Source organism: Erythrobacter sp. A6_0, from assembly GCF_017744235.1.
GTDB lineage: Bacteria > Pseudomonadota > Alphaproteobacteria > Sphingomonadales > Sphingomonadaceae > Qipengyuania.
Genome location: NZ_JAGHQR010000002.1, coordinates 616,416 through 636,699, shown reverse-complemented (window position 1 = coordinate 636,699; position 20,284 = coordinate 616,416). Strand labels below are relative to the sequence as shown.

At 62.7% G+C, this 20,284-nt stretch carries 17 protein-coding genes, 1 tRNA gene and 1 pseudogene; 13 read left to right on the top strand and 6 right to left on the bottom strand.

Translation table 11 applies throughout. The features are described 5' to 3' along the window. A complete protein-coding gene (locus J7347_RS08720) occupies positions 1 to 1,761 on the bottom strand; it encodes a fatty acyl-AMP ligase (RefSeq protein ID WP_209161679.1) in 1,761 nt (586 codons plus the stop codon). 128 nt (positions 1,762 to 1,889) lie between these two features. Between J7347_RS08720 and J7347_RS08715 the strand changes: the two genes are divergently transcribed. The 4 genes from J7347_RS08715 to J7347_RS08700 all read left to right on the top strand — a co-directional run bounded on the left by J7347_RS08715 (position 1,890) and on the right by J7347_RS08700 (position 4,077). Continuing rightward, positions 1,890 to 2,504: a RecX family transcriptional regulator gene (locus J7347_RS08715; RefSeq protein WP_209161678.1), complete on the top strand. Its 615-nt coding sequence runs from the start codon at positions 1,890 to 1,892 to the stop codon at positions 2,502 to 2,504. A gap of 12 nt (positions 2,505 to 2,516) precedes the next feature. Beyond that, on the top strand, positions 2,517 to 3,008 hold the full coding sequence (locus J7347_RS08710) for a DUF192 domain-containing protein (RefSeq protein ID WP_209161677.1): 492 nt from the start codon (positions 2,517 to 2,519) through the stop codon (positions 3,006 to 3,008). A 73-nt stretch (positions 3,009 to 3,081) separates the two neighbouring features. Continuing rightward, positions 3,082 to 3,504 (top strand): NADH:ubiquinone oxidoreductase subunit NDUFA12, encoded by a 423-nt coding sequence (locus J7347_RS08705; RefSeq protein WP_067684408.1) that lies wholly within the window; start codon positions 3,082 to 3,084, stop codon positions 3,502 to 3,504. Between the two features lie 3 nt (positions 3,505 to 3,507). Then, a complete protein-coding gene (locus J7347_RS08700; protein ID WP_209161676.1) occupies positions 3,508 to 4,077 on the top strand; it encodes a DUF2155 domain-containing protein in 570 nt (189 codons plus the stop codon). Here J7347_RS08700 and aat read toward each other — a convergent pair. Beyond that, entirely contained in the window at positions 3,966 to 4,733 is a 768-nt protein-coding gene (aat, locus tag J7347_RS08695) for a leucyl/phenylalanyl-tRNA--protein transferase (protein WP_209161675.1), read from the bottom strand. The genes J7347_RS08700 and aat overlap by 112 nt on opposite strands. Before the next feature lie 108 nt (positions 4,734 to 4,841). Here aat and J7347_RS08690 point away from each other — a divergent pair. From J7347_RS08690 to J7347_RS08680, 3 genes are all read left to right on the top strand, one after another. After that, positions 4,842 to 4,917, top strand: a tRNA-Trp gene (locus J7347_RS08690). A 435-nt stretch (positions 4,918 to 5,352) separates the two neighbouring features. Beyond that, positions 5,353 to 6,144: an alpha/beta hydrolase gene (locus J7347_RS08685; protein WP_209161674.1), complete on the top strand. Its 792-nt coding sequence runs from the start codon at positions 5,353 to 5,355 to the stop codon at positions 6,142 to 6,144. 314 nt (positions 6,145 to 6,458) lie between these two features. Then, positions 6,459 to 6,743: a hypothetical protein gene (locus J7347_RS08680; protein ID WP_209161673.1), complete on the top strand. Its 285-nt coding sequence runs from the start codon at positions 6,459 to 6,461 to the stop codon at positions 6,741 to 6,743. 213 nt (positions 6,744 to 6,956) lie between these two features. Here the strand turns inward: J7347_RS08680 and J7347_RS08675 are convergent, their stop codons facing one another. From J7347_RS08675 to J7347_RS08665, 3 genes and pseudogenes are all read right to left on the bottom strand, one after another. Further along, complete coding sequence (locus tag J7347_RS08675; RefSeq protein WP_209161672.1) at positions 6,957 to 7,421, bottom strand: c-type cytochrome; 465 nt, start codon at positions 7,419 to 7,421, stop codon at positions 6,957 to 6,959. A 124-nt stretch (positions 7,422 to 7,545) separates the two neighbouring features. Further along, positions 7,546 to 8,160, bottom strand: a pseudogene (locus J7347_RS08670) (AMP-binding protein); the annotation flags it as partial. 8 nt (positions 8,161 to 8,168) lie between these two features. Then, on the bottom strand, positions 8,169 to 8,660 hold the full coding sequence (locus J7347_RS08665) for a potassium transporter TrkG (RefSeq protein WP_209161670.1): 492 nt from the start codon (positions 8,658 to 8,660) through the stop codon (positions 8,169 to 8,171). Between J7347_RS08665 and J7347_RS08660 the strand changes: the two genes are divergently transcribed. Both J7347_RS08660 and J7347_RS08655 read left to right on the top strand, forming a co-directional pair. Further along, entirely contained in the window at positions 8,644 to 11,055 is a 2,412-nt protein-coding gene (locus tag J7347_RS08660) for a M1 family metallopeptidase (protein ID WP_209161669.1), read from the top strand. The genes J7347_RS08665 and J7347_RS08660 overlap by 17 nt on opposite strands. After that, complete coding sequence (locus J7347_RS08655; protein WP_067680496.1) at positions 11,055 to 11,558, top strand: DUF6702 family protein; 504 nt, start codon at positions 11,055 to 11,057, stop codon at positions 11,556 to 11,558. Before J7347_RS08660 ends, J7347_RS08655 begins: the two co-directional genes overlap by 1 nt. Before the next feature lie 82 nt (positions 11,559 to 11,640). Here the strand turns inward: J7347_RS08655 and J7347_RS08650 are convergent, their stop codons facing one another. After that, the gene (locus tag J7347_RS08650) at positions 11,641 to 14,238 is read right to left on the bottom strand and encodes a TonB-dependent receptor (protein WP_209161668.1); all 2,598 of its coding nucleotides are present in this window, start codon (positions 14,236 to 14,238) and stop codon (positions 11,641 to 11,643) included. A gap of 379 nt (positions 14,239 to 14,617) precedes the next feature. On the opposite strand from J7347_RS08650, the gene J7347_RS08645 reads away from it, so the two are divergent. Genes J7347_RS08645 through J7347_RS08630 form a run of 4 tightly spaced genes read left to right on the top strand, consistent with a single transcriptional unit; the run spans position 14,618 to position 20,251 of the window. Beyond that, complete coding sequence (locus J7347_RS08645; RefSeq protein WP_245173979.1) at positions 14,618 to 16,714, top strand: TonB-dependent siderophore receptor; 2,097 nt, start codon at positions 14,618 to 14,620, stop codon at positions 16,712 to 16,714. Beyond that, positions 16,714 to 17,460 (top strand): ABC transporter ATP-binding protein, encoded by a 747-nt coding sequence (locus tag J7347_RS08640; RefSeq protein WP_209161667.1) that lies wholly within the window; start codon positions 16,714 to 16,716, stop codon positions 17,458 to 17,460. The genes J7347_RS08645 and J7347_RS08640 overlap by 1 nt, the downstream gene beginning before the upstream one ends. Further along, positions 17,457 to 18,875 (top strand): DUF3526 domain-containing protein, encoded by a 1,419-nt coding sequence (locus J7347_RS08635; protein WP_209161666.1) that lies wholly within the window; start codon positions 17,457 to 17,459, stop codon positions 18,873 to 18,875. The genes J7347_RS08640 and J7347_RS08635 overlap by 4 nt, the downstream gene beginning before the upstream one ends. Then, complete coding sequence (locus J7347_RS08630; protein ID WP_209161665.1) at positions 18,872 to 20,251, top strand: DUF3526 domain-containing protein; 1,380 nt, start codon at positions 18,872 to 18,874, stop codon at positions 20,249 to 20,251. Before J7347_RS08635 ends, J7347_RS08630 begins: the two co-directional genes overlap by 4 nt. Positions 20,252 to 20,284: the final 33 nt, after the last annotated feature.

Sequence of the window (20,284 nt, the reverse complement as noted above, 5' to 3'; positions counted from 1 at the left end):
TCAGGCGGCGAGGTCGAGCGGCTGGATTTCGCCCGAAAGGTACAGCTTCTTCGCCTTGGCGCGGCTCAATTTGCCCGAGCTGGTGCGCGGCAGAGTGCGGGGCGGCACCAGTTCGACGACGCAGTTCATGCCGGTGACGCCGCGCACCTTATCGGCGATCTGGTTACGCAGCTTGATGCGCTCCTCGGGATCCGACACGCGGCAATGGACCAGCACGGCCGGCGCTTCCTCGCCATTGTCGGTCTCGACCGCGAAGGCGGCGATGTCGCCATGGTTGAAGCCGGGCAGCTGTTCGACCGCCCATTCGATATCCTGCGGCCAATGGTTCTTGCCGTTGATGATGATCATGTCCTTCGCGCGACCCACGATGAACAGATAATCGTCCGCCACGTACCCCATATCGCCGGTATCGAGCCAGACATCGCCATTATCCTTCGCGACAAGGCAATCCTCGGTCGCCTCCTCGTTGCGGAAATAGGAGTGCATTACACTCTTTCCCCGGCACCAGACCTTGCCGATCTGATGGTCGCCGCGAGGGCTTTCGTCCTCACCCCGGATTTCCACTTCCATGCCCGGCAGCGGGCGCCCGCAATTGACGATGGCGCGATAGCGCGCCGGGCGGGTGAGGTCGCGCGGGCGGCCCGACAGGCGCTCTTCCTCGACCAGTTCGACGCGAATGCCTTCGCCCGGCGGCATCACCGTGACGGCCAGAGTGGCTTCGGCGAGGCCGTAGCTCGGGGTGAAGGCGCTTGCCTTGAACCCGGCGCCTGCAAAGGCGTTGACGAAATTCTGCATCACGTCGGGCCGGATCATGTCCGCGCCATTGCCCGCCGTGCGCCAGCGCGACAGGTCCAACCGCTCGCCGACATTGGACTGGCTGGAGATGCGGCGCGCGCAGATGTCGTAGCCGAAAGTGGGCGAATAGCTGAGCGTGTTGCCCTGATTGCGGCTGATGAGATCGAGCCAGGCAAGCGGGCGGCGCGCGAAATGTTCGGTCTTGATGTAATCGACCGAGGCCTGATTGGCGATCGGCGACAGAAAGCAGCCGACGAGGCCCATGTCGTGATACCACGGCAACCAGCTCACCACGCGGTCGTTCTCGCCGAGGTTCACGCCGGTGGCGTGACCGTAGAGATTGTGCAGCAGCGCTTCGTGCGTGACGGCGACGCCGGTGGGAAAGCGCGTGGAGCCCGAACTGTATTGAAGGTAGCAAATGTCGTCCGGCTGCGCCTCGGGCAGGTCGGCTTCGGGATCGGGGCGGTCGACGAAATCTTCCCAGCTTTGCCCTTCGCAGCCCTGCCGTTCGGCCGCGGCGCTTGCCATTTCCCCGATCTCGGCGGGATAGAGCAGGATCTTCGGATCGCTGCTGTCCAGTTGGACCGACAATTGCTCGATATAGCCTTCCTTGCCGCCGAACCCGGTCGGCAAAGGCAGGGGGACCGGCCAGGCGCCTGCATAGATGCAGCCGCAGAACAGCGCGGCGAATTCCGCTCCGGTCTCGGCGACCAGGGCCACCCGATCGCCCTTTTCGATGCCCATGGCGGCGAATTGGCGCGCGGCCTTCATGGCATCTTCGCGCATCTCGCGATAGGGATAGACCCGTTCCAGCGCGCCGCGCATATCGTGAAAATTGAGGCCCTTTTCGCTTCTCGCCGCATAATCGATCGCTTCGGCGAAGGTCGCGAAATCGGATCGGCGGCGCGGCAGATCGCAGTCATTGGGCGTTGGCGAAGGCGTCGGCGTCTGGGCGTCGTCACTCATAAGCTTACAGATATCCGTGAAGAATCAGGGCCTTGCGGCTTCCTTGAAGGAGCAGATCCGCATGTCTCCCGAATGCGTCCTGCGATAAACTTTCCCCTTCGATAAGGAGTGTGGCATCAATATGGCAAATGCGACCGGATAGCGATCCCCCACGACAAGACAAAAGCCGCTACGGCAAACGGCGCGAGCGCAGGGCGAGGCCGCTCGATCCGACGCGTCTGGAAGAGCTTGCGCTGGCCTATGTCGCTCGTTTCGCGACCAGCGCGGGCAAATTGCGCGCCTATCTGCGCCGCAAATTGCGCGAACGCGGCTGGGCGGACGATACGCCCGATCCCGATCTCGATGCGCTGGTCGCTCGCTATGTCGAGAAGGGCTATGTCGACGATGAAGGCTTCGCGCGGTCCAAGAGCGCGGGCTTGCTGGGGCGCGGCTATGGCGCGCGGCGGGTCGAACAGGATTTGCAGGCGGCGGGGATCGCCGAAGGATTGCGCGCGCGCTTTTCCCCCGACGAAGCGGCCCGGCGCGAGGCGATCGCGGCGCTCGCCCGCAAGCGGCGGTTCGGCCCCTTTTCCAAAGAAGATGCGCGCGCAAGCGAGACTTGGCCGCGGACGCGTGAAAAGCAGCTTGCGGCGATGATCCGCGCGGGCCATGATTTCGACCACGCCCGCCGTGTGATCGACGCGCCCGATCCTGCGGCGCTCGACGAATGGATCGAGGAGGCCCAGGAAGAGGGCCCCAAATAGAGGATATCTGACATGATCCGTGCATCGTTCCTGCTGGCCGGAACCGCCGCCTTGCTGGCGGCCTGCTTCCCCCAGGCGCAACCGAAGGCCGAAGCGAGCGCTGTGGCGATGCAAAATGCGACGCATCCCGTTTCGGGCCTGGAGGTCATTCCGCTGACGGTCCGCTCGGAAGACGATACCCATCGCTTCCGCGTCGAAGTCGCCGCCTCGCCCGAGGCGCAGAATCGCGGCCTTATGTACCGTACCGAGATGGGCCCGAACGAAGGAATGATCTTTCCCAGCGCTCCGCCCGCGCCGCGCAGTTTCTGGATGAAGAACACGCCGCTTCCGCTCGATATCATCTTCATCGGCACGGACGGACGCATTCTCAACATCGCCGCGATGACGACGCCTTATTCGCTCGACTCGGTTGTGTCGGCAGGGGTGACGAGCGGCGTGCTCGAACTGAATGGCGGCCGGGCCGAGGAATTGGGGATCGAGCCGGGCGATTTGGTCGAATGGTAGGGGCCGCAGTATTGCTGGATGGCACGGCGTTCAGGCGCTTGAGGCCCTCGATAAAACAGGCTAACCGCGCCCAATGAACTTCCTGTCCAAGATCTTCACCTGGTGGAACGGCGCGACCATCGGCACGCTGTTCTGGAGCTGGCGCAACGGCGAACAGGTGGGCACCGATGCGCAGGGCAATCGCTATTTCCGCTCCAAGCCGAAGCGCAAGAACCTGCCGACCGGCGGTTCCTATACCGGGCGCGAGCGGCGCTGGGTGATCTACGAAGGTTCGAACGATGCCAGCCGCGTGCCGTCCGAATGGCACGGGTGGCTGCACGGATCGTTCGACGATGTGCCGGAAAGCCATTTGCCGCCTTCGCGCATCTGGGAAACGGATTACACGCCGAACGCGACCGGCACGGCCACTGCCTACCGCCCGGCGGGTGCGCTGGAACGTGGTGGCACGCGCGCACGGGCAGCAGGCGATTACGAAGCCTGGACGCCGGACGCCTGAATCATGGCGAAGGTGGGCGCTCTGTTGCCGCCGATCACGGCGTTACTGCTCGCGGTCGGCCTCAGCGCTTGCGGCGAGGATCCGCCCGAGCCGGAAGCGATCCGCACCGAAATCCCCGAAAGCGTCGCTGACGACGCGCCTCCGCCACCCGAAATCGCCAGCGACGCCGCCGAACTGGGCACGCCGCTCGAAGAGCGGGTGGCGACGATCGGTCTCCTTAACAAGCGCAACAACGTCTCGCAGGAGCTGGAAATGTCGCCGGGCGATTCGCGCCGCGTGGGCGATGTGATCGTGCGCCTACGCTCGTGCGAGCGGACCGCTCCGTGGGAATTGCCACAGGAGACCGGAGCCTTCGTTCAGGTGCTGGTGGCCGATCGCAGCGGTGAAAATCAGTTCCGGCGCATCTTTTCCGGCTGGCTGTTCAAGAATTCGCCCAGCCTGAATGTGGTCGAACACCCGATCTACGATGTCTTCGTGAAAGATTGCGCGATGAGCTTCCCCGAAGAGGGCGGCGGTTCCGCGCCGTCTTCGGACGCCTCGGACGAAAGCGCAGAGGCCGAAACCGAAGCGTAACGCGCCCACGCTTGCGGGAGGCTCGCATCGGGCGTACCGCGCGCTTCGCGCACTTTCTCGAGATAGGCCTTTTGCGGCATCGCCTGCGCGCCGAGCGATGCGAGATGATCGGTCATGAATTGGCAGTCGAGCACGCGGTATCCCGCGCTTTTCATGCAGGCGACCAGCCAGGCGAGCGCCACCTTGCTGGCATCGGGCACGCGGCTGAACATGCTTTCCCCGCAGAACACCCGGTCGAAGGCAACTCCGTAGAGCCCGCCGACGAGGCGACAGCGCTCTTCGCCGTCTCCACCGTCGTCGGCCTGCCAGCATTCGAAGCTATGCGCATGGCCCGCATGGTGCAAAGCGAGGTAGCTCGCTTCGATCCGGTGGCTGATCCAGCTTTCGGCAAAGGCTTCGCGCGGCTCGGCGCAGGCGGCGATAGTGGCGGCGAAATCGGCATCGCAGGTCACGCGGAAGCGATCCTGCCGGATCGTCTTGCGCAGGCTCTTCGACACTCGGAAATCCTCGAGCGGGAAAACCGCCCGTTCGCGCGGTTCCACCCAGAACACTTCGGGATCGTCGCGATGGTCCGCCATGGGAAATACGCCCGCGCGATACGCAGTCAGCAACAATTCGGACGGAATTATCGTGGTGGGGGCCGGGGATCCGTGCATCGACCCTGCTCTAGCACTGCAACGGCTTCACTGCCCAGCGGAAAGGTCGGATCCCAAGGACACGCTTGCCAAGCCCCGCCCCGCCGGGTAGGGGGCGCGACCGGCTGCAGGGGTGTAGCTCAGCTGGTAGAGCATCGGTCTCCAAAACCGAGGGCCACGGGTTCGAATCCTGTCACCCCTGCCATTTCTTCGAGATGGACCAAGCATCTGAAAAGATTCAGGTCTCCCTGCGAATCAAAGCCGCGTGGTACCATGCCGTGGCACCTCGTCGCGGTCTTGATACGGGCACCATGAATCGAGATGATTCTCAGTGCAACCTTCTTGGTTTTCAAATTGGGTTTTCACACAACCTTAGCCACAAATTTCGTTTGCTGACGTTCGGCTCTGCGCGGTTGTAGAGCGGTGACTGATGCTACTTTCGCGCCCGCTTTGTTGGGATTGCTCGAAGCGCGATAGCGGCTGAGTGTTCGAGAGGGGACGTCCGGATTTTATGAACTGGACCTGCACTGAGATAGGATCGACGGGAATTGGGCCGGAAGCGGACCGTCCACTCTTGGCTTCACCTTCGGCAATATCGACATCCACGGGGCCATAAGTCGGTGCGAGACGTTGCCATAATATGACCATGCACCATACGCGCACGGGGCGCGGAAAACCCCTCCTCCTTGTCCACGGGCTGGGGGCCACCTCGGGTTCGTGGGACACGATCTCGCCTGCGCTTTCTCAAGTCAGGGAGGTTATCGCCGTAGACCTGCCTGGTCATGGGCAGACCCCCGAAGAGGCCGACAGCGGCACGTTTGACGGACTTGCGCGCAGTCTTGACAAATGGGTCGGCGCGGAGAATCTCACAGGTATCGATATGGTTGGCAGCTCGCTGGGTGGTCGCCTGGTGCTCGAGATGGCGCGGCGCGGCCAAACGGGCGCGGTGGTGGCACTCGATCCGGGCGGCTTCTGGCAGGGGTGGGAGCGCACCTTCTTCAAAGCCACCATAACGCCATCAATTGCTCTGGTTCGCGCGCTGCGACCGGCGCTTTCTGCCATCACCGGAAATGTCGCAGGCCGCACCGCGCTCATGGCCCAGCTCTCCGCAAGGCCTTGGGCGCTCGATCCGGCATTCGTCGCGAGTGAACTGAAGTCATTGGCTGATACGCGCACCGTTAATTCGCTTGTGAAAGATCTCGCCAACGGGCCGATGCAGGAGGGCCCTGCAAAAACGGCTGCGCCCATCGTCATCGGCTGGGGACGAAAGGATCGACTGTGTCTACCGCAGCAGGCGGATCGCGCGATGAAAGCCTTCCCAGAAGCGACGCTGCACTGGTTCGAGCGTAGCGGACACTTCCCGATGTGGGATCGACCGGAGGAGACCGTTCGCGTGATACTGGCTGCAACGAGCAGCTCGAAACCGAAATAATACTGCAACTGGGTGGCTAACAAAGCGCGGGCCAATGCAGGGACTGGCGCCGTTTTAAGGTCCTTTATAATCGGACATTCGCGGTGCTCATTACCGGAGGAAAGCTGCCGGTCCGCTTATTAGGCATCCGCAGGGAAAGCCTGAACGTCCGGAATTGGGGCGCGAAGCCGACTTTCGCGTGCGCCCCACTTTCCATTCGACTTCGGCGGCAAATGAAGCATTGGTGTGATCAATGGATCGCGGCCGCATCGACCGGCTGCAGCCCCGGCGACGTTGTTCGGCCGGGGCGATAGGCGGTGGGAGCGGCATGGCCCATGACGAAACAGGCGACACCCAAGCCGACAGTCAGCACTACGACGGCGGCGGCCGAAAGAACTCCGGTTGAGCCCCGCGAAACGAAGATCGGTAAGGCCATCGCGCTGTTCGAGCGCAAGGAAGGCGCCACGCTCGATGAGATGATAGGGGCCAGCCGCAGTAGCGACACCCTCAACCTTCGCAATCACGATCTGCGGTTGAGTCATGATTTGCTGCATAGCGCAGTGATCCGCGCGAAGTCGTGCTCTAGAGGCCTTGGATCGGTATTGGCGACACATGCGTGAAGGTCGTGCCCTGCGTTGAAGATGCGACCACCGGCGCCGACAAGGACAATGATCTCGATCGCCTAGTCAGCCGCCAGCGCATCGAGACGTGTCCGCATGACCTCGATCAGATCGGACGAAAGCGAGTTGCTAGCCTGCGACCGGGTGAGAATGAGTTCGGCATCTCCCGCTTCGCTTGTACCCGAAGCAGGACGATATCGCTGCAATCCGCCTTCACTTGAGCGTGGCGAGGTAATCGACGACTTCCTTGCGCTGTTCTGCGTCAGCAATCCCGCCAAAGGCCATCATGGTGCCGGGAGCCACTTTCTGCGGATTGGCGAGAAAGGCGTCCAGGGTGGCTTCATCCCAGACCACCCCTGAATTGCTGAGCGCGGCCGAATAGTTGAAATCACCGCGCGAGCCTGCGGGCGCGCCAAAGACGCCCACAAGATGCGGGCCTATACCCGCAGGAGCATCGTCATTGACTTGGTGGCACGCAGCACATTGGGCGAAGGCCTTGGGTTGGCCGGAGCCGGGATCCACCGACGCCGAAACGACATCGGGCGTTGTCACCACCGATCGCTCCGCGGGTGTTTCAGGGGCCGTTTCGCCCGCGCCTTCCGGTTCACCGCTGCAGGCCGATACGACCAAAGCCATAGCCAGTGCGGCTGCTTGGCTGCCTCTTACTGTTCTACTCATCTATCGCTCCTAGAACTCTTCAACGAAAGCGGCGCTGAGATTCTTACGCTTGTCGGCACGGTCGAGGGTGAGTTGCAAAATGTCTCCATCACGCTCGACCTTGAGAAAGTCGAGGTCCGGAAGCCTATCCGACATTGGCCGCGAGCTCTCTTTCCATCGCCTTGCGCATCTCGTTTTTCCGCGCCTTGCCCGTGACTGTCATGATGAATTCGTCGACCAGTTGGACATATCGCGGCACCTTGTAATGGGCGATCTTGCCCTTGCAGAATGCCTGAACGTCCTCGGCGGTGAGCGACTGGCCCTTTCGCGGGATAATCCAGGCGCAAACCTGCTCGCCAAATTTCTCGTCAGCTACGCCGAAGACTTGCACGTCGGAAACCGCCGGGTGGGTGAGCAAAAACTCCTCGATCTCGCGCGGATAGATATTTTCGCCGCCGCGGATAATCATGTCCTTGATCCGCCCGGTGATGCTGACGAAGCCGTCCTCATCCATCACTGCCAGATCGCCCGAGTGCATCCAGCCATCGCTATCGATCGCTTCGACTGTTTTTTCTTGATCGTCCCAGTAGCCGAGCATCACTGCATAGCCGCGCGAGCAATACTCTCCCTGCTCCCCGATGGGCAGAACTTTACCGTCGGGTCCGACGATCTTGCATTCGGCATGCGGATGGACCCGGCCGACGGTCTCAACCCGCTTGTCGAGTGGATCATCGGTCGCGGTCTGAGTGGTGAGCGGGCTTTTTCCTTTCACCAACGATTATCAAAATCGTCGTTCTGCAAAGGATTTTCGTTCGTGGCGACCTTGGTGCCGCCCGCGGTCGAAGCCGCGCCTGCGCCGATAAACATCGGCTGCATTATGACGAGCGCCGCTTCATCGCACAGCGCGCCGAAGTCGATCGTCGAAGGACCCGCCGTATGCGCGATGATCGACTGGAAACCGACCGTAATGATCCGCTCGCTCCAAGGAGCCGCGCCGATCGTTGCCGCATTACTCCCTTGGACAAGGGGGAGCAGCAGCGCGCCGCCCACGACCACGACCACGACCACGATGGCGATGACCGCTCGGACAAACAGGGAACCGAGCGATTTCGGGCCCTTAAACGCTATCTCGCGAACCACCCTTCGCAAGAATAGCGTGTCGCCAGGCCCGGGGTTAGGGTTATAGGAATTGCCGAACCGGCTGCTTCGATCGAAACGGCCGGGCGCGAAAAGGGGTAAACCATTGAAGAAAATCGTCACGCTGTGCGCCATGGTCCTGGCCGTGCCCGCTGCTGCGCAGGGGATCGAGCAGACCAAGGGCTCGTTCGAGGACAAGTTCCGGCAGCTCGACGAAGTGCTGCCGACGGCGAATGTCTATCGCAATGCGTCGGGCGCGCCGGGGCATCAGTATTGGCAGCAGGAAGCCGATTACACGATCGAAACCACGCTCGACGAGGATCGCCGCCGGTCGAGCTCGCGGGCCACGATCCGCTACACGAACAATTCGCCCGACACGCTGCCGTGGCTGTGGATGCAGCTTGATCAGAACATCTTCCGCACCGATTCCATGGCCGAATTGACGGACGATTTCGGCGGGGCGGGGCGGCGCGGTCCGGCAGTGAGCAATGCCAGCGGCAGCCAGCCCGCGCGCCTGTCATTGGAGGAATTGCGCCGTCAGCAGACCATGGCGGACAACGAATTCGGCTACGACATCCGATCGCTGCGGCTGGTCGGCGGCGGCGAATTGCAGCGCACCATCGTGGGCACGCTGATGCGGATCGATCTGCCGGTCGCGCTCGCGCCGGGGCAGAGCGTCGAGTTCGCGATCGAATGGGATTTCAACATCGTCGAGGAAAACGCTGTCTACGCGCGATCGGGCTACGAGCATTTCCCCGACGATCCGCGTCCCGGGGGCAACGACATCTTCCTGATGGCGCAATGGTTTCCGCGAATGGTGGCCTATTCGGACTATGAAGGCTGGCACAATAAGGAGTTTTTGGGGCGGGGCGAGTTCACGCTGGAATTCGGCGATTACGATGTCGCGATCACCGTGCCGGACGATCACATCGTGTCGTCCACCGGCGTTTTGCAGAACCCGACGCAGGTGCTGACAGCGCAGCAGATCCAGCGGTTGGAGCGGGCGCGCACCGCCGACGCGCCCGTCTTCATCGTGACCCCGCAGGAGGCGGAAGCCAACGAGCGCAGCGGCGCATCGGGCACGAAGACCTGGCGCTATTCCGCGCAGAACGTGCGCGATTTCGCCTGGGCGTCGAGCCGCAAATTCGCCTGGGACGCGCAGGGCCACAACCAGCCGGGTGCCCAGAACGAGACCGTGATGGCGATGTCCTTCTATCCCAAGGAAGGCGGCGAGCTGTGGCAGAAATATTCGACCGCCGCCGTCGTCCACACGATGGAGGTCTATTCGCGCTTCAGCTTCGACTATCCCTATCCCACCGCGCAGAGCGTCAACGGGCCGGTGGGCGGGATGGAATACCCGATGATCACCTTCAACGGGCCGCGCACCAATCTCAACGAGGATGGGACGCGCACCTATTCGCTGTCGGAAAAGATGTTCCTGCTCGGCGTCGTGATCCACGAAATCGGGCACATCTATTTTCCGATGACGGTCAATTCGGACGAGCGGCAGTGGACCTGGATGGACGAGGGGATCAATTCCTTCCTCGATTCCATCGCGGGCTATGAATTCGATCCGACTTTGCCGTGGAGCGGCGGGATCCCGCGCGACGTGATCTCCTACATGATCTCGGACAATCAGGTGCCGATTATGACCCATTCGGATTCGGTGCTGAATATCGGCCCCAACGCCTATACCAAGCCGTCTGCCGCTTATCACATCCTGCGCGACACGGTGATCGGGCGCGAACGGTTCGATTTCGCGCTCAAGGAATATGCGCGCCGCTGGAAGTTCAAGCGGCCGACGCCGGCCGATTTCTTCCGCACGATCGAAGAGGCCTCCGGCACCGATCTCGACTGGTTCTGGCGCGGCTGGTTCTACACCACCGATCACGTCGATATCGCGCTCGATTCGATCTACAAATTGCGGATCGATACCGAGAACCCGGATATCGACCTGCGCCGCCGCCGCGATGAGCTGGCGAACGAGCCGAAGCGCATCGGCGTGACGCTGAACGAGGAACAGGACCTGCCGATCTGGGTGCTGGAGAATCCCGGCATCCGCGATTTCTACGACGAGAACGACCAGTTCACCGTCACGCCCAAGGACCGGAAGGATTACCGCAGCTTCCTCGACAGCCTGGAGCCGTGGGAACGCGCCACCTTCGATCGCGCGATCAGGGAGGATTGCAATTATTACGTCCTCAACTTCTCGAACAAGGGCGGGCTGGTGATGCCGATCATTCTCGGCCTGACCTTCAGCGACGGCAGCACGGAACGGATGAACATCCCTGCGGAAATCTGGCGCCGCGACTCCCGCTCCGTCACCAAGCTGCTGCACTTCCCCAAGGGCAAGGAACTGGCCGAAGTGGTCGTCGATCCGAATTGGGAGACGGCGGATGCGGATATCGAGAACAATTACTACCCACGCCGCATCATCCCGAGCCGGATCGAAGCGTTCAAATCCGAAGGCTCCAGCTCGCGTCAGGGCCGCGATCTGATGCGGGAAGCGAGCGAGTGATGCGTTCGTTTTTCGGTCGCGTGCTGTTGGCACTGGCGGTGCTGTTCGCCGCCGTGCCCGCCGCCGCGCACCAGCAGAAGCTCGCGATCTCCACCGTCTCGATCAATACGCGCACCGACCGGGTCGAGATCGTCCATCAGGTGCCCCTGCACGATGCCGAACACGCGCTTCGCCATGGCGGGGTTCATTCTCCCGATATCGTGGGCCGCCCGGAAAGCCGCCGCGCTTTTGCGGATTACGTCACGGACCGGTTCCGGGTGCGCGTGGGCGATCGCTTGGCCGAATTATCCTTCGTGGGTAGCGAGGTGAAGGGGGGAAGCCTCTGGGTTTATCAGGAGATGCCGTTGCCGCCGTCGTCTTCAGACGTCGCTATCAATTCCCAGATCCTGACCGACGTTTGGGCGCGGCAGGAAAACCGCGTCAATCTGGGCGGTGGAACCGACGTCGAAACGCTGATCTTTCGCGCCGGAGATGGGTTCAAGCGGGGCGAACTGCGGCGCTGAACCGGATTTTGCGACCTCGCCGATTCAATCCGGAAAAGACGGAACCGTAGGGCCGTTCGAAGGCCCTACGGTCTGCCGCTTGTCAGAAATCCACCCCCACGCGTGCATAGAGGAAGCGTCCGTTGAAACCGGATGGCGAGAACGAGCTGTAAGGCAGGAAGGAGCCGGTCAGGCCGTAATTCGGCGTACCCGGACCGCCCGGCTGGCCGAAGAGCACCCGGTCGGGATAGCTGTCGAACACATTGTTCGCGCCGATCGCCAGCTCCAGCCGCTCGATCGGCCGCGCTCGGACTTCGACATCCGCCACCCACTGGCCGGATAGCGTCTGGTCGGTCGCTTCGGTCGATCCCGGGATCAGTACCTCGCCGAAACGGTTGGCGCGTGCGGTCAAGCCGAAGACATCGTAATCCCAGTCGAGCCCGAGATTGAGTTTCGTGCGCGGTTGCCCTCGCGTCAGGCGCAGCGATTCCTGCCGTCCGAACAGAGTGAGGCCGGGCAGGCTCGGAAGAATGGCGGTGTCGCGGATTTCGGTCTTGTTGTCGCTGTACCCGGCGGTCAGCGAGAAATCACCCGCACCGAAATCGGGAACGCGATAAGTGCCGACGATTTCGAACCCCTTCGTCCGCGTGTCGATTCCGTTGATGAAGAACCGGGCCGAGGTGATGTTGTTGAAGCCCGCCCCGCGCAGCAGCGATACCACCGCCGCACCTTGCAGGTTTTCGGTGATGACGATGCGATCGTCGATATCGATACGGTAATAATCGGCAGTGATGTTGAGGCCGGGGATCATCGAGAAGGTGATGCCTGCGGACAGATTGGTCGATTCCTCCGGTTCGAGCGGCTGCGATCCGAGAGCGAGGGCGACAGGGCTCGACACCGGGAAAGTGCCGATTTCCACCAAATTGCCATTGACGTTGTTGGTGCTGGTGGTGGCGTAGAATTGCTGGTGGAGGGACGGTGCCTTGAAGCCCGTGGACGCGCTGCCGCGCAGGGCCAGGCCGTCGATGGGTTCGACGCGGGCCGCGATCTTGCCGTTTACCGTATCCCCGAAATCGGAGAAATCCTCGTAGCGACCGGCCAGTTGCAGGGTCAGCACATCGAAGAAGGTGCTTTCCAGTTCGGCATAGAGCGCCTTGGAATCGCGGCTGGCATCCACCTCGTTCGCCGGACGGAAGCCCGGGAAGACCTGCGCTCCGGCAGGCGCGTTGAAGGGCGCGGCGGCGAAGGGGCCAGCCTGATAGCTCTGCGGATCGCCCGCATCGATCTGGAAGCGCTCGTCGCGATATTCCGCCCCGAAGGCGACCGACAGGCCATCGCCGAAACCGATATCGAACAGGCGTTGCAGATCGAGATTGAAGGTCGTCTGCCCGAAGGTCAGCTCGCCTGCGTCGAAGCGGCGGGCGCTGGCATTGCCGAACGATGTGTTGAAGCTGTTTTCGACGAAGAAATGAAACGAGTTTTCGCCGTGGACGCTCGAAAGGTCGTAGCTGAACCCGCCCAATTCGCCGCGCACGCCGCCGGCAAAGGCGAAGTCGGTGATTTCGGAGACGATCAGCGGCAGGAACCCTTCGGAATAGAAGGGCACGAAGCTGGTGGTCGAAGCGGAGAAATTGCGGTTACGGGAGTCGGTGGCGCGGCGGTAGAACCCGGCGCTTTCCGCATCGCGCTTGCCGAAGCTGGCGAAGGTATAGACTTCCGCTGCAGAGGACAGGTCGTATCCGCCGTTCAAAAACAGGGAGAAGTCGCTGATCGCCGCATCGCCGTAGCGGTGGGTGTAGCGATCGAAGGTCAGCTCGCGCGGATCGGCGTTTCCGGCCACACTGGGGAATTGCTGCCTCGGATCGGCGGCGGCGCGGTTGGTGGGATTGCGATCCTGGAATTGCCCGGTGAGATTCAGATAACCGTCCGGCCCCATCGGCAGGCCGACATTCGCCGCCAGCGTCAACGTGCCCCCATCGCGGCGCGAGCGATCTTCTCCGGTATTGGTCAGCTGATAGACGCCGCCGGCACCTGCGGTCGGATCGAGCACCGGCTGGTTGGCCCCGTTCACGACCGGACCGCCCTGTTGCAGCACGCCGTCCATATCGGTGCGATACTGGCCATACGTGATCTGCGCGCGCCCGCCCTCGGCACGCCGCAGCCTTACATTGATGACCCCCGCGATCGCGTCGGATCCGTATTGGGAGGATGCGCCATCGCGCAGGACTTCGATCCGCTCGATCGCCAGCGGCGGGATGGTGTTGAGATCGACCGCCGCGCTGCCGCGTCCGACCGACCCGTTCAGATTGAGCAGGGCGGAAGTGTGACGACGCTTGCCGTTGACGAGCACCAGCGTCTGGTCGGGCGCCAGGCCCCGCAAGGTTGCCGGGCGCAGCGCATCCGTACCGTCGGTAATCGAGGGCTGGGGGAAGTTGAAGCTGGGCACCAGCTGATTGAGGACCTTGTTGACCTCGGTGTAGCCGGAATTGTTCAGTGCGTCCCCGCCGATGACGTCGATCGGAACCGGACTGTCCGCTGCGGAGCGATCCGTCCGGCGGGTTCCGATGACGACGATCTGTTCCTGCGGGGTCTCCGCTTCTTCGATCGAAAAATCGGTTTCGTCCGTCGTTTGCTGAGCCAGCGCGGGCGATGCGAAAAGAGCCAAAGTGGCAGACGAAGCAAGCAGCGCGATACGAGACATTCCGGGCCCTCCTTGAAGCACGGATCTTGTACCACTACGCAATATTGCAACAAGATTGTAACGCCTGGCTTTTCACTAATTTGTAATATCTCTCCATAAAGACACAAAGCTATTTCTAGACAGCCTAAATCATTGATTTCTTACCCCCCGACGCGCGCCCGGCGTCAACCGGCACGCAACTGCCCCGGAGCCTTAGAGCTGCCACGAATAACGTTATAAAATATCATTGACTCCCAAGTCTTCACGGGTATGGGCGTCGCTAGATTGAGACATTGTCTCATCGAGTTTCCCCATACCCGTGAGTTTCCCGATGATTACCCGTTTTCTTGCCACTTCCGCGCTCTCGTCGCTCGGCCTGTTCTGCCTGCCGACACTCGCAATGGCTCAGTCCGCGACAGTCGATGGCCTACCGGTCGTGGCGGCGGAGCAAGCCGATGCTCCCATCGTCGTCACCGGTGTGCGGCAGGCCTATCGCGGTGATTTCGCGCTTTCCGAAATTCCGCAATCCATCGATGTCATCGATGCCGGGACGATCGAGGAAAACAGCACCATCCGGCTGAACGATGCGCTCGACCTCAACGCGTCGGTCGCGCGCCAGAACACGCTTGGCGGCTTGTGGGATTCCTTTGCCATTCGCGGCTTCGCGGGCGACGAGAACATTCCGACCGGCTATCTCGTCAACGGATTCAATGGCGGGCGTGGTTTCGGAGGCGAGCGCGATACGGCGGGGATCGAGCGGATCGAAGTGCTGAAGGGCCCCGCCGCCGCGCTTTTCGGTCGCGGTGAGCCGGGCGGAACAGTCAATCTCGTCACCAAGCAGGCGCGGATCGGCGATACGTTCGGCACGTTCGGCGTGCAATTCGGAAGTTTCGACCGGCTCCGATCGGAAGCCGATATCAATCTTGCTGTGACCGAAGGGCTGAGCGCGCGCCTCATCGGCTATATCGAGGGGGGCGACACGTTCCGCGATACGGTCGAGGAATATCGTTGGGGTTTCCTGCCCTCCATCGGGATCGCCATCGGGCCGGATACGCGCCTCACTTACGATCTTGAGAAGACCCGCGTGGAAACGCCGTTCGATCGCGGCATCGTGGTGCTGGGCGGCGATTTCGATACGGTCCCGCGTGACCGCTATCTCGGCGAGCCCGGCGATGGCGACCACATTGCGCGCGCCGAGGGTCATTCCCTGCGTTTCCAGCATGATTTCAACGCCGATTGGAGCGTGCTGCTGGGCGGAAGCCTGCGCGACACGCTGCTGACGGGCACATCGTCCGATCCCGAACTGGCGGTCTCGCGCCAGCCGATCTTTCGCGATGGACGGTCGCTGTCGCGCCAGCGCCGTTCGCGCGTGTACGATTCGCAGCAATTCGTCCTTCGCGCAGAGATCAGCGGCGCATTCCAGACCGGCGGGCTGCGGCATCGCGTCCTGATCGGGGCCGATCACGACGAGTTTGACAATCTGCAGGATTTCCGCCGCGTCCGCCCACCATCGGTGAACAGCAACCCGAGCGAGCAGGCCGCCTACGTCATCGACGTTCTCGATCCCGTCTATGGGCGGTTTCCCCTGCCGACGCCGCTGCCGCAGAACAATCGGCTGGACGAGCAGAAATCGACCGGTTTCTTCATTCAGGATCAGATCGAGCTAACCGATCGCCTGCAGATCCGCATCGGCGCGCGTTACGATGATTTCAGCCTGAGGACCGAAAACTACCTCACCGGCATCGACAGCGAGCGCAAGGACGATCGGATCAGCCCGCAATTCGGCGTGGTCTACGAGATCGCCGATCCGGTCACGCTCTATGCCGCCTATAGCGAGGGCTTCCGCGCCAATATCGGCACCGATGTGACGGGGCGGATATTCGACCCCGAAATCAGCAAGTCGATCGAGGCGGGCGCCAAGCTGACGCTGCTGAACGGCGCGCTGACGGGCACGTTCACCGTCTATCAGCTCGAGAAGGACAATGTCCTCGCCAGCGACATCAACAATCCGGGCTTCTCCGTCGCCATAGGCGAAGCGCGCAGCCGCGGTATCGAACTGGACGTCAACGGCCGCCTGCCGGGCGATATCGATATCCTGGTGAGCTACGCCCATGTCGATGCGGAATCGCGCTCGAGCGTGCTCGATCCGAATTTCTCCTTCGTCATCGAGCCGGGCGATCCCCTGATCAATATTGCCGACCACACCTTCAACGCGCAGGCGTCCAAGCGCGTCCATGTTGCGGGACGCACGGCGAAGCTTGGCGGCGGGGTCCAGTATGTCAGCGATCGTCTGGGCGCGACCGGCACCGATTTCGTCCTGCCCGACCACACGCTGTTCCGGGTGTTCGGCGAGATCGAGCTTCTCGAAGATGTCACGCTGTTCGGCACGGTGGCGAATCTCTTCAACGCCGACTGGTACGCCAACAGTTACTCGCAACTCTGGGTCCAGCCGGGCGCGCCGCGCACTGCGACCATCGGCTTTCGAGCGGGGTTCTGATGACGATGACGGACGCATCCGCCGTTCCCGCGATCGCCATCGAGGGCCTGCATCACAGCTATGGGGCCAATACCGTGCTGCGCGGGCTCGATATGACCGTGCGCCGGGGCGAAATCTACGTGCTGCTCGGCGGCAATGGGGCGGGCAAATCTACCACGCTGTCCGCTCTTCTCGGCTTCGTCGCGCCACAGGCCGGCACGGTGCGGGTCTGCGGTATCGATCCCGTCGCCGATCCACGATCCGCGCGCGCGGCGATGGCCTATGTGCCGGAGAACGTCTCGCTATACGAGCATCTCACGGCGCGCGAGAATATCGGCTATTTCCTCTCCCTCGCCCAGACCGGGCAGGGACAGGACGCGATCGAGAGCGGCCTGAGTGCCGTCGGGCTCGCGCCTGAGGCCTGGGACAAGCGCCTTTCCGGCTTCTCGAAGGGAATGCGCCAAAAGGTCGCCATTGCCCTCGCGCTCGCCCGCGATGTTCCCGTGCTTCTGCTGGACGAGCCGACGTCGGGCCTCGACCCGCGCGCCGTGCTCGAATTCAATCGTCTGCTCGATGCCGCGCGCGAGCGGGAAGTCGCAGTGCTGATGGTGACGCACGATATCGTCAGCGCGGTCGATATCGCCGACAGGATCGGCTTTCTCGGGCAGGGTCGGATCGAGGAGGAACGCGCGGCAAGTGCGACCGGTCCGCGCTTCGACTTGAACGCGCTGCACGATTCCTACGCCCATGCAGGATTAGCCGCATGAGCGCGGCCACGCTCATCGCGCGCGAGGAATGGCGCGTGCTGGCGCGCAACCGGGCGGGCTTGATCGCCGGGGCGCTGTTCGTCCTGCTGATACTGGTTGCCAGCTTCACCAGCCTGGAACGGCGCAGCGCCATAGAGGTGGATCGCGCGCGCTATCAGGCGAGCGTTGACGAATCCTTCGATGCGCAGCCCGATCGCCATCCGCACCGCATGGTGCATTACGGACAGTTCGTGTTCCGTCCGATCGCCCCGCTCGCCTTCTTCGATGCTGGCGTGGACAGCTTCACCGGCAACACGGTCTTCCTCGAAGGGCACCGCCAGAACAGCGCCAATTTTGCAGAAGCGCGCCAGTCCTCGCTGCTGCTGCGGTTTGGTCAGTTGACTCCGGCCTTCGTTCTCCAGACGCTCGCACCACTCCTCATCATCTTTCTGGCCTTTGCCAGCGTGGGCCGTGAGAAGGAACGCGCGACGCTGAAGCTGATGCTCGCCCAGGGCGTTAGCGGGCGCAGCCTGATCGCGGGCAAATTGTTGGGGCATGGGGCGATCGCGCTTGGCGTGGGCCTGCCCGCCTTCGCCGTCCTGATCGCGTTTGCTGCCACGGGAGCCGCCGGCTGGGCGAGCGTCGCGCTGATGATCCTCGGCTATGCCGCCTGGCTGATCCTGTGGGCGGCACTGGGTGTGATCGTCTCCGCGCTGGCCGCGCGGCCGCGCGATGCGCTCGCAATCCTGATCGGGCTGTGGATGATCGTCGTCATCCTCCTGCCTCGTGCGCTTCCCGAAGCGGCCTCGGCGCAGAGCGAGCTGGCGACCAAGATCGAGACCGAAATCGCTCTGCACCGCGATCTGCTGGAAATCGGCGACAGCCACGATCCCGACGATCCCTATTTCAACGATTTTCGTAAACAGGTGCTGACCCGGTACGGCGTCGAAACGGTCGAAGACCTGCCCGTCCAGTATGCCGGGCTCGTCAGCATCGAAGGCGAACGGCTGACGACGCAGATCTATGCCGATGCCGCCGACCGACAGATCGCCAGCGAAAGCGAGCAGAACGCCTTCGTCCACGCGTTTTCCGTCGTGAGCCCACTGATCGCCATCCGGCAGGTGTCGATGGCGCTCGCAGGCAGCGATCCGGCGGCGCATTACGACTTCCTCGATCAGGCCGAGACCTTCCGTTACGATTTCGTGCAGCGCCTGAACCGGATGCAGGCCGAACTTCTGCCGGGCATCGAGGGGGACGATCCGCGCATCTCATCGGCCTATTGGCAGGATATTCCGCGCTTCGCCTACGATGCGCCGGACCCCTTGGAGCGCCCACGCAGTCTCGTCTGGCCCTTCACCGTCCTTCTCGGATGGCTGGTTGCGCTGAGTGGACTGGCATTCGTGGCCGCTCGCCGGATCGGGAGGTCGGCACGATGACTAAGGCTGCATCGTCCATCTGGACGGCTGAACTGCGCCTCCTGCTTCGCTCGGGACGCAATCTGCTCGCGCTCATCCTGCTGTTCCTGCTCTCGGGCGCGGCCGTCTGGGCCGGTATCGCCGAGATCAAGCACCAGCGTGCCACGATCGAGCGGGTGGAGGCCGAACAAATTCGCGATCTCGCCGCGGTCGAGGAGGCGAATGCCGGGCCCGAAGGCGATGCGGGTTACAACGCCTATTACGCTTTCATGCTCACACAGGATCCACCGCCGCGGCTGGCCTTCGCGGCCATCGGCCAGCGTGACCTGCAACCTTACGTGTTGCGGGTTCGTGCGCTCGGCCTGCAGGCGCAGCTCTATGATTCCGAAACCTATAATCCCGAATTGGCGCTGCCCGGTGTATTCGACTGGGCTTTCGTGCTGATCTACCTTCTGCCGCTGGTCGTGATTGCGCTCGGCCACGATCTGGTGACGGGCGAAAGGGAAACCGGACGTCTCCGGCTGCTGCTGTCTCTGCCCGGAAGCGGTCTGTGGCGGCGCCGGATCGGCCTTCGCTACGGTGCGGTGCTGGCCGCTCTCGGCCTGCCGCTGATAGCTGGCGGGATCGTCATGGCGGCACCTGCCAGCGGTATCGCCGTCATGCTAAGTGCGGCGGCGCTCTATTGTGCCTTCTGGTTCGGCCTTGCCATGCTGATCGGGGCGAGCCTGCGGACCTCCGCCACCGCGGCGGCGGCAATGATCGGCTGCTGGATCGTCCTCACTCTGATCCTCCCCACGCTCGCCAATGCGGCCATTGCGCGCAGCGTTCCCGTCGCCAAGGGGATAGACCTCACCCTGGCACAGCGCGAGATCGTCCATCGCGGCTGGGACGTGCCCAAGGCCCAGACCTTCGAGCGCTTCTTCGTCAATCATCCCGAATGGCGCGGCAAGGAGGAGTTCGAGGGCCGTTTCCACTGGAAATGGTATTACGCCATGCATCAGGTGGGCGACGAGGCGGTTGCGGCTGATGTGAAGGACTATCGCGCCAGCCTGGCGGAACGGGAGGATTTCACGCGGATGCTCGGCCTCGTGCTGCCGGGCGTCGGAACGATGACTGTCCTGCACCGGATTGCGGATACCGACATTGCAGGTCAGCTCGCCTATCAGGACAGCATCGCCGCCTATCACGAGAGATTGCGCCGGTTCTACTATCCCTACCTGTTCGACGAGCGCAGCTTCACGCGTGCCGACTTTGCGCAGATCCCGCGTTACGAAACGCGACGCGCGACCGGCACTCTGGATGCCGCGTCGCTGATCGCCCTCGGGATTCTGGCGCTGCTGTTCCTCGTAGCCGGGGGCGCGCGGCTGGCACGGATCGGCGCGCGGAAGCGATCGTAGGCGGCGTACTGCGCCCGAAATCGATCCACCGCG

Coding starts and splice junctions, on each gene's coding strand:
- J7347_RS08685 (WP_209161674.1), top strand. CDS start 5,353: ATGACCATGCACCATACGCGCACGGGGCGCGGAAAACCCCTCCTCCTT.
- J7347_RS08705 (WP_067684408.1), top strand. CDS start 3,082: ATGAACTTCCTGTCCAAGATCTTCACCTGGTGGAACGGCGCGACCATC.
- aat (WP_209161675.1), bottom strand. CDS start 4,733: ATGCACGGATCCCCGGCCCCCACCACGATAATTCCGTCCGAATTGTTG.
- J7347_RS08715 (WP_209161678.1), top strand. CDS start 1,890: ATGCGACCGGATAGCGATCCCCCACGACAAGACAAAAGCCGCTACGGC.
- J7347_RS08640 (WP_209161667.1), top strand. CDS start 16,714: ATGACGATGACGGACGCATCCGCCGTTCCCGCGATCGCCATCGAGGGC.
- J7347_RS08720 (WP_209161679.1), bottom strand. CDS start 1,761: ATGAGTGACGACGCCCAGACGCCGACGCCTTCGCCAACGCCCAATGAC.
- J7347_RS08700 (WP_209161676.1), top strand. CDS start 3,508: ATGGCGAAGGTGGGCGCTCTGTTGCCGCCGATCACGGCGTTACTGCTC.
- J7347_RS08710 (WP_209161677.1), top strand. CDS start 2,517: ATGATCCGTGCATCGTTCCTGCTGGCCGGAACCGCCGCCTTGCTGGCG.
- J7347_RS08675 (WP_209161672.1), bottom strand. CDS start 7,421: ATGAGTAGAACAGTAAGAGGCAGCCAAGCAGCCGCACTGGCTATGGCT.
- J7347_RS08635 (WP_209161666.1), top strand. CDS start 17,457: ATGAGCGCGGCCACGCTCATCGCGCGCGAGGAATGGCGCGTGCTGGCG.
- J7347_RS08650 (WP_209161668.1), bottom strand. CDS start 14,238: ATGTCTCGTATCGCGCTGCTTGCTTCGTCTGCCACTTTGGCTCTTTTC.
- J7347_RS08655 (WP_067680496.1), top strand. CDS start 11,055: ATGCGTTCGTTTTTCGGTCGCGTGCTGTTGGCACTGGCGGTGCTGTTC.
- J7347_RS08645 (WP_245173979.1), top strand. CDS start 14,618: ATGGCTCAGTCCGCGACAGTCGATGGCCTACCGGTCGTGGCGGCGGAG.
- J7347_RS08680 (WP_209161673.1), top strand. CDS start 6,459: ATGACGAAACAGGCGACACCCAAGCCGACAGTCAGCACTACGACGGCG.
- J7347_RS08630 (WP_209161665.1), top strand. CDS start 18,872: ATGACTAAGGCTGCATCGTCCATCTGGACGGCTGAACTGCGCCTCCTG.